Source organism: Bacteroides sp. 51, from assembly GCF_010500965.1.
Lineage (GTDB): Bacteria > Bacteroidota > Bacteroidia > Bacteroidales > Bacteroidaceae > Bacteroides.
Genome location: NZ_QVMI01000059.1, coordinates 1 through 8,359 on the forward strand (window position 1 = coordinate 1; position 8,359 = coordinate 8,359).

Sequence of the window (8,359 nt, forward strand, 5' to 3'; positions counted from 1 at the left end):
GCCCCCGCCAGCGGGGGATACGATGCCGCAGGTATCCCCCGCTGGCGGGGGCAGGGGGTGGATATTGTCATTGGTAGGGGTTACCCGAAGCAATCCAGCTCACAAATCGTACAAACTGGATTGCTTCACCTACGTTCGCAATGACGAAGTGGATTTACTGACTTATGACACACCCCCAATTAGCGTAAAACCGGATTGGAAAGGAATTGATTATTGTAGGGGCGGCTCGCGAACCGCCCAATGCACAGAATATACAGAAAACCATTTTCGGGCGGTTCGCGAACCGCCCCTACAGTAAATCATTTACTTCAAAACCAACCAGTAAGGAGCGCGAAAAATGGATCGGACGCGAATTGACATTTTGTCAATTCTTCCAAAATCGTTTAAGGATGCTTATCTTGGATCGACATTTAAAAAACTTCCTGCATTTTTCATTTCGTGGATTCGAAATGATGCAATTTGCTGTGTTTTTAAGTAAACAAGATTGTTTTATTTGCAAATCTCTTTCCATGTGGTTTGGTTTTTGAATAACCTATTGCAAAGTGATCGTTTCGATTCTTCCCGAAAACCTTTTGAAATAGAATAGAAAACCTTTAGAGTCGAATGATTACTCCGATAATTCGGTTCATTCATATCTGAATAACGTACAAAGAGCCTGTTTTTATTTGTTGTTAAACACACCAACTGCCTGCGTTAACAAGTCAACTTTGGGGTATAACGCCACGGGTGGCGGTATTTTATACGGCGGGTAGCCACGCTAACGTAGAAAGTTGACGTGTTAACGCAGGCAGTTGGTGTGTTTAACAAGAAAGCGGAAAGAAATAAATACAAATCATGGTATTTGACGGAAAACAAGGTGGGCTAATTTAAATCTTCCGGTTTTCGGCTAGGAAGATTTATTCGTTTCGTATGGGAAATGCTATTTTTTAGTGCTTTTTGCAGTCGAATTATACTTTTAATAAGTAGATGAATGGTGGATATACGCCTCCTGGGGCATGTTTCGTCTTTAGAATATACAAAAACCGATATGTGCTGAATGTTGAAATGATGTTCAATTCGCTAAATTTAGGACGATATGATTAGTGATTCGGCGAAATTGCATCAAAATGATTTAATACTATCTCCTTCCATCCACTCCCCACATCATCTTTGTGCGGAGTGTATCAAAGAAAATATGATCAAACCGCTTTACGACTTTAATATTGTAATCAGCTTTGCGGATGGTTAGTTGATTACTTTCTTTACATGTTTCGCTGCGGCCATCAATGGCTACCAGGAAGTTGTGACTGCGGCTCTCTACATCCAGTGTAATCTCCCAGTCATCACGGATAACGATAGGGCGGACATTCAGGCTATGAGGAGCCACCGGGGTTATGGCTATGGTGTTAGAGTGCGGCACGATAATAGGTCCACCCACACTTAATGAGTAAGCCGTAGACCCCGTAGGGGTAGCTATAATCAATCCGTCCGCCTGATAGGTTGTTAAGTATGCCCCATTTATAGCCGTGCGTATGGTTATCATAGACGAACTGTCTCTTTTCAATATCGCTATCTCATTCAGAGCGTAAGGCGATGACTGCAAACGGCGGTCGCTACTCAATAGCTGCAATACGCTACGTTCCTCTACTTTGTAATGATCGCTGTATATCTCCTCGAATGTGGCTTCCATTTCCTCGGGGGAAATATCGGCCAGGAACCCTAAACGTCCGGTATTTATACCAAGAATAGGAATGTCTTTTTTACCAACGCGGCTTGCCGCCTTGAGAAATGTGCCGTCGCCTCCCACGCTGATGACCATATCTGCCGAGAAATCATCGCCATCGAACAAGCCTGCTACTGGGATTTCCATTCCAAGATCGGCGGTCAGAAACGTGTAAAAGTCACGACAAACATACACCTCAGCATTCCTTTCTTTCAGAATACCGAATAGCGTTTCTGCATGGCATGATTTCTTGGCCTGAAACGTGTTTCCGAAGATAGCAAACCTCATAGAGTTGAAAGTTGAAAGTTGAAAATTGAAAGTGGAGCGAGCAATGCCCGATACCTTCATCTTTCAAGGTTATTAATTGCAAATTTCGCCTTTTTTTTCGAAACGTTGCTATATCGTCGGGAATATTTTGTATTTTTGGGCGAAATCTGCGCTTATAAAAGCGACTAATTAAGAATCTGAAATGACAAAATTAAGTGTAAATATAAACAAAATAGCCACCCTGCGGAATGCGCGTGGAGGAAATGTACCAGACATCGTGAAGGTTGCCCTTGACTGTGAGCAGTTTGGTGCCGACGGCATCACCGTTCATCCCCGTCCCGACGAGCGGCATATACGCCGGGCCGATGTTTACGCATTGAAACCTTTGCTGAAAACGGAATTCAATATCGAAGGCTATCCCGATGCGGTATTTATGGATTTGGTATTGAAAGTGCGCCCTAATCAGGTGACGCTCGTGCCCGATTCGCCCACTCAGATCACCTCCAACGCCGGTTGGGATACAAAAATAAATCAGGAATTTTTGTCCGAAATCCTGGATAAACTGAAAGAGGCCGGAATCAGAACGTCCGTATTTGTAGACCCCTCTGTTGAAATGGTTGAATATGCAGCCAAAGCCGGTGCCGACAGGATTGAACTTTACACAGAACCCTATGCTACGCTCTTCCCCAAAAACAAAGAAGCAGCCGTAGCTCCATTTATTGAAGCGGCAAAAACCGCACGTAAGCTGGGGTTGGGACTGAATGCCGGTCATGACCTGAGTTTGGAGAACTTGAACTATCTATATCAAAACATACCCTGGTTGGATGAAGTGTCTATCGGTCATGCGTTGATTGCCGATGCATTGTATCTGGGATTGGAACGCACCATTCAGGAATATAAAAAATGTCTTCGTTGATGAACACCTACATGCTGTTGGCCCAAGCGGCCGGAACCCTGGCAGATTCGCTTGCCACAGAGAACCCCGTGTTGACGCCGGTAACCGGCCCTGAAGAAATGAATATGCTCGACATGGCCTTCAAAGGAGGCTGGATCATGATTGTGCTGGCCGTGCTTTCTGTTATCTGCTTCTATATCCTTTTCGAACGGATGTACGTTATTCGCAAAGCAGGTAAAGAAGACCCTTTGTTTATGGACAAAATCAAAGACTATATCCTGAGCGGAGAAATAAAAGCAGCCATCAACTATTGCCGTACGGTAAACACCCCTGCGGCACGAATGATCGAAAAGGGAATTACCCGCCTCGGACGGCCGATTAATGACGTACAGGCTGCCATTGAAAATGTCGGGAATATAGAAGTCGCTAAGCTGGAAAAAGGGCTGAATGTAATGGCTACCATCTCCGGTGGAGCCCCGATGATCGGCTTTCTGGGTACCGTAACCGGTATGGTGCGTGCTTTCTACGAAATGGCAAATGCAGGAAACAATATTGATATCACCCTTTTGTCCGGTGGTATTTATGAAGCGATGATAACCACTGTCGGTGGGCTTATTGTGGGAATTATCGCCATGTTTGCCTACAACTATCTGGTGGGTCTTGTGAGCGGTGTAGTAAACAAGATGGAAACCAAAACAATGGCTTTCATGGATTTGCTTAACGAACCAGCGAAAAAATAATGCTTAAACGAAGAAATAAAATATCACCGCAGTTCAGTATGGCATCCATGACCGATGTCATATTCCTGTTGCTTATCTTCTTTATGATCACCTCGACCGTGGTGTCGCCAAATGCAATCAAAGTATTGCTTCCGCAAGGAAAACAGCAAACGTCGGCGAAGCCCCTCACGCGGGTGATTATAGATAAAGAGTTGAACTATTTTGCCGCTTTCGGGAATGACAAAGAACAATCCGTTCAGGAAGATCAACTTGCTTCATTCCTGCAAAGCGTAGCCGATAGGGAACCTGAAATGTATGTGGCACTTTACGCTGATGAGTCTGTACCTTACCGGGAAATCGTAAAGGTATTGAATATAGCGAACGAGAACCAATTCAAAATGGTCTTGGCTACCCGTCCGCCCGAAAACAGAAAATAATCATGGATCAGAAGAAAAGAGGACGATTAATGGGGGTAATGGGTGCGCTGATAGTGCACGTAGCCATTATTGCCCTCTTGCTACTGTTAGGATTTACCCTGCCTGAACGTACCGAAGAAAGCGGTGTTGAGGTGATGATGGGAAATGTTGAATCTGCATACGGTGGGTTTGAACCCTCATCGTTGGTGGATGTAGATGTGCTCCCCGAACCGGAGTTGCCAACCGAAACCGATCCTGTTCCGCCGACAGAACAAGACCTTCTGACTCAGGATATCGAAGAATCTGTTGTAGTAGAACCTAAGACCGAGCCTAAAAAAGAAACACCCAAGAAGCCCGAAAAGACCGAAGCCGAGAAAGCTGCCGAAGCCAGAAAACTGGCCGAAGCAAAAGCAGAACGCGAAAGAAAGGCAGCCGCCGAAGCTGCTGCTCAACGTGTGGCCGGCGCTTTTGGCAAAGGCGCACAGATGGGCGATAAGGGAACCGGTACAGGGACGGGCGTAGAAGGTAGTCCGACAGGAAACTCTACGACCGGAGCAACCACAGGAACCGGAGGCTACGGAACATTCGACCTTGGCGGGCGTTCCATAGGAGCAGGAGGATTGCCCCGTCCGGTATATAATGTACAAGAAGAAGGTAGGGTAGTGGTGAGTATTACCGTAAATCCGGAAGGAGCAGTAATCGCCACCAATATCAACCGATTAACAAATACGGTGAACCCCACTCTCCGTAAAGCAGCCGAAGATGCGGCTAAAAAAGCACGCTTCAATTCGGTAGACGGAGTGAATAATCAAACGGGTACCATCACCTATTATTTTAATTTGAAGTAAGAATAGTGAATTGGAACTTAAAACTATAAACTTAAAACTGTAAACTTATGGGTACTATCTATGCTTTTTTTGCTGATGGCTTTGAAGAGATTGAAGCTTTCACCGCGATTGATGTTCTGAGACGTGCAGGATTAAACGTAGAAATGGTTACCATAACAGGTGAAGAAGTTGTTATGGGAGCACACGACGTTCCTGTTTTGTGTGATTCATACTATAAAGACTGTGATTTTAGCGATGCGGATTTGTTGCTATTGCCTGGTGGAATGCCCGGCGCCTCAACATTGAGCAAACATGAAGGTCTGAACAAACTGGTTGCCGATTTTGTAGCGGCAGATAAACCCGTGGCTGCTATTTGTGCTGCCCCTATGGTTCTGGGTAAACTTGGCCTTTTGAAAGGAAAGAAAGTTACCTGCTATCCGGGATTCGAACAATACTTGGAAGGTGCGGAATGTACAGGAGCACAAGTTGAAAAAGATGGTAACATCATAACCGGAATCGGACCGGGTGGTGCAATGGACTTTGCGTTGGCTGTTGTAGAAGCCCTACTTGGTAAAGATAAAGTAGCCGAACTGGAAGAGGCTATGTGTGTAAAACGATAACCGGATGAATAAATACGCCTTAATAGTTGCCGGAGGAAAGGGATTGCGAATGGGAGGCGAACTCCCTAAACAATACCTTCCCTTAGGCGATGGTATACCTGTGCTGATGCATACGTTGAAGGCGTTTTATACTTACGATCCCTGCATCGAACTTATCCTTGTAATTCCAGCCAATCATGAACCCTATTGGGGGGAACTTTGCGGTAAACATCGTTTTGAGATCCCTCACCGCATTGCTCATGGAGGAGAAACGCGTTTTCATTCCGTAAAGAACGGACTGGAACTCGTGTCAGGCTCAGGATTGGTAGGAGTCCATGATGGTGTGCGCCCATTTGTTTCAACCGGGGTTATTGCCCGTTGTTATGAGGTAGCCCAGTCAGACAAGGCGGCTATTCCCGTAATTGAAGTGGTTGAAACCGTGCGTCATCTGACGGATAGAGGTAGCGAAACCGTGAACCGGAATGACTATCGCCTGGTACAAACTCCACAGGTGTTTGATGTAGCCCTGCTCAAAAAAGCATATAACCAAGAGTATAGCCCGTTTTTTACAGACGATGCGTCTGTAGTAGAAGCCATGGGTGTATCTGTTACTTTAGTCGAAGGGAATCGTGAAAACATAAAAATAACCACCCCGTTTGATTTGAAAATAGCCAGTGCCCTGATCTGATGTTCGACCTGACAACACGCGACATAAAATACCTGGCCGGCGTTGGCCCTCAGAAAGCATCCGTGCTGAATAAAGAACTAGGCATTTATTCATTGCACGATCTGCTCTATTACTTCCCTTATAAATATGTAGACCGTAGTCGCATCTATTACATACACGAAATAGATGGCAATATGCCCTATATCCAACTAAAAGGTAAAATCGTAGGATTCGAACCCGTAGGCGAAGGCAGGGCGCGGCGACTGATTGCTCATTTCTCCGATGGAACCGGCGTGATTGATCTGGTTTGGTTTCAGGGAATCAAATACATTTTGGGGAAGTATAAACTGGGAGAAGATTATCTTATTTTTGGTAAACCCACTGTCTTTAATGGAAGAATCAACCTGGCGCATCCCGATATTGAAGATCCGGCAGGAGTGGTATTGTCTAATATGGGGCTAAGACCCTACTACAACACGACGGAGAAAATGAAGCGCGGCTTCCTCAACTCCAATGCCATTGAGAAAATGATGGCAGCCGTGGTGCAACAAATACAAGAACCATTACCCGAAACACTTCCTCCTCATATTATAACAGAGCATCACCTGATGTCACTGACGGATGCACTGAAGAGCATTCATTTTCCTACCAACCCGGAATTGTTAAGGCGGGCGCAATACCGTATTAAATTTGAAGAACTGTTCTATATACAGCTCAATATACTCCGATATAGCAAAGACCGTCAACTCAGATACCGTGGATACGTTTTTGAATCCGTTGGCGACATATTCAATACTTTCTATCACAGAAACCTCCCCTTTGAGTTAACCGGAGCACAAAAGCGGGTCATTAAAGAAATCAGGCAAGATATCGGTTCCGGGCGACAAATGAACCGTCTGCTGCAAGGTGATGTAGGGAGTGGTAAAACCCTCGTGGCCCTGATGAGCATGTTGATTGCCTTGGATAACGGTTATCAGGCTTGTATGATGGCACCTACCGAAATTCTGGCTAATCAGCACTTCGAGACGATAAAGGAACTCCTTTTTGGAATGGATATTCGTGTAGAGCTATTAACAGGCTCTGTGAAAGGAAAGAAAAGAAAAGAAATTCATGCCGGATTGCTGACCGGCGATGTCAAAATCCTGATTGGGACCCATGCTGTGATAGAAGATACGGTAAACTTCTCTTCTCTCGGTCTGGTGATTATTGACGAACAGCATCGTTTTGGTGTAGCTCAACGCGCCCGGTTGTGGAGTAAGAATCTGCAACCTCCTCACGTATTGGTTATGACCGCCACTCCGATCCCCCGTACATTGGCTATGACACTTTATGGCGACCTGGATGTGTCTGTCATAGATGAGTTGCCTCCGGGAAGAAAACCTATTGCTACTATACATCAATTTGATAACAGGCGCGAAAGCCTGTATAAAGCCATTCGCAAACAAGTTGAAGAAGGTCGTCAGATCTATATCGTCTATCCGTTGATAAAAGAGAGTGAAAAGATCGACCTGAAGAATCTGGAAGAGGGCTTTGTCCAGATATGCAAAGAATTCCCGGAATATACCGTCTGCAAAGTGCATGGTAAGATGAAAGCCGCGGAAAAAGACGAACAAATGCAACGCTTTATAAATGGTGAGGCCCAGATTATGGTAGCCACCACGGTTATTGAGGTTGGGGTAAATGTACCCAATGCTTCGGTGATGGTGATTGAGAATGCCGAGCGATTTGGTTTATCACAATTGCATCAGTTGCGTGGGCGGGTAGGGCGTGGGGCCGACCAGTCGTATTGCATACTGGTAACTTCTTATAAATTAACGGATGATACACGAAAGCGTCTGGAAACGATGGTGCGAACCAACGATGGGTTTGAAATAGCGGAAGTCGATCTTAAACTCAGAGGACCGGGCGACCTGGAAGGGACTCAGCAAAGCGGTGTCGCATTCGATCTGAAAATCGCTAATCTGGCACGTGACGGACAGTTATTGCAATATGTGCGCGACATTGCACAAAAAGTAGTAGAACATGATCCGAATGCCACTGCCCCTGAAAATGAGACGCTTTGGAGGCAACTGAAAAACCTGAGAAAAACGAACGTAAATTGGGCGGCTATCAGCTAAAAAATGATATTGTTCACCCAAACGTGCCAAAAAAAGTTAAGGAATATACCATTCCTGAGTTTGGCGCTTTTCTCTCATTCAAATTCGTTTCCACTGACATTCAGTGAGTTATAATTTATTTGTATTCAAATAGGGTGTCCCATCTGTGTG

8 protein-coding genes are annotated in these 8,359 nt (G+C 45.3%); 7 read left to right on the forward strand and 1 reads right to left on the reverse strand.

What is annotated here, in order from left to right:
• Positions 1-1,117 precede the first annotated feature (1,117 nt).
• The gene (locus D0T87_RS23090) at positions 1,118-1,990 is read right to left on the reverse strand and encodes an NAD kinase (RefSeq protein WP_163178457.1); all 873 of its coding nucleotides are present in this window, start codon (positions 1,988-1,990) and stop codon (positions 1,118-1,120) included.
• A 181-nt stretch (positions 1,991-2,171) separates the two neighbouring features.
• Between D0T87_RS23090 and D0T87_RS23095 the strand changes: the two genes are divergently transcribed.
• The 7 genes from D0T87_RS23095 to recG are packed head-to-tail and all read left to right on the forward strand — an operon-like array spanning position 2,172 to position 8,209.
• Positions 2,172-2,885 carry a pyridoxine 5'-phosphate synthase gene (locus D0T87_RS23095; RefSeq protein WP_163178459.1) on the forward strand — a complete coding sequence of 238 codons (714 nt, stop codon included), beginning with the start codon at positions 2,172-2,174 and terminating at the stop codon, positions 2,883-2,885.
• On the forward strand, positions 2,885-3,604 hold the full coding sequence (locus tag D0T87_RS23100; protein WP_163178461.1) for a MotA/TolQ/ExbB proton channel family protein: 720 nt from the start codon (positions 2,885-2,887) through the stop codon (positions 3,602-3,604). The genes D0T87_RS23095 and D0T87_RS23100 overlap by 1 nt, the downstream gene beginning before the upstream one ends.
• Positions 3,604-4,020 (forward strand): biopolymer transporter ExbD, encoded by a 417-nt coding sequence (locus D0T87_RS23105; RefSeq protein WP_163178463.1) that lies wholly within the window; start codon positions 3,604-3,606, stop codon positions 4,018-4,020. Before D0T87_RS23100 ends, D0T87_RS23105 begins: the two co-directional genes overlap by 1 nt.
• 2 nt (positions 4,021-4,022) lie before the next feature.
• The gene (locus tag D0T87_RS23110; protein WP_163178465.1) at positions 4,023-4,847 is read left to right on the forward strand and encodes a TonB family protein; all 825 of its coding nucleotides are present in this window, start codon (positions 4,023-4,025) and stop codon (positions 4,845-4,847) included.
• Between the two features lie 47 nt (positions 4,848-4,894).
• Positions 4,895-5,446 (forward strand): DJ-1 family glyoxalase III, encoded by a 552-nt coding sequence (locus D0T87_RS23115; protein WP_163178467.1) that lies wholly within the window; start codon positions 4,895-4,897, stop codon positions 5,444-5,446.
• 4 nt (positions 5,447-5,450) lie between these two features.
• Complete coding sequence (locus tag D0T87_RS23120; protein ID WP_163178469.1) at positions 5,451-6,113, forward strand: 2-C-methyl-D-erythritol 4-phosphate cytidylyltransferase; 663 nt, start codon at positions 5,451-5,453, stop codon at positions 6,111-6,113.
• Positions 6,113-8,209, forward strand: a complete 2,097-nt coding sequence (gene recG / locus D0T87_RS23125; RefSeq protein WP_163178471.1) for an ATP-dependent DNA helicase RecG — start codon at positions 6,113-6,115, stop codon at positions 8,207-8,209. Before D0T87_RS23120 ends, recG begins: the two co-directional genes overlap by 1 nt.
• Positions 8,210-8,359 lie beyond the last annotated feature (150 nt).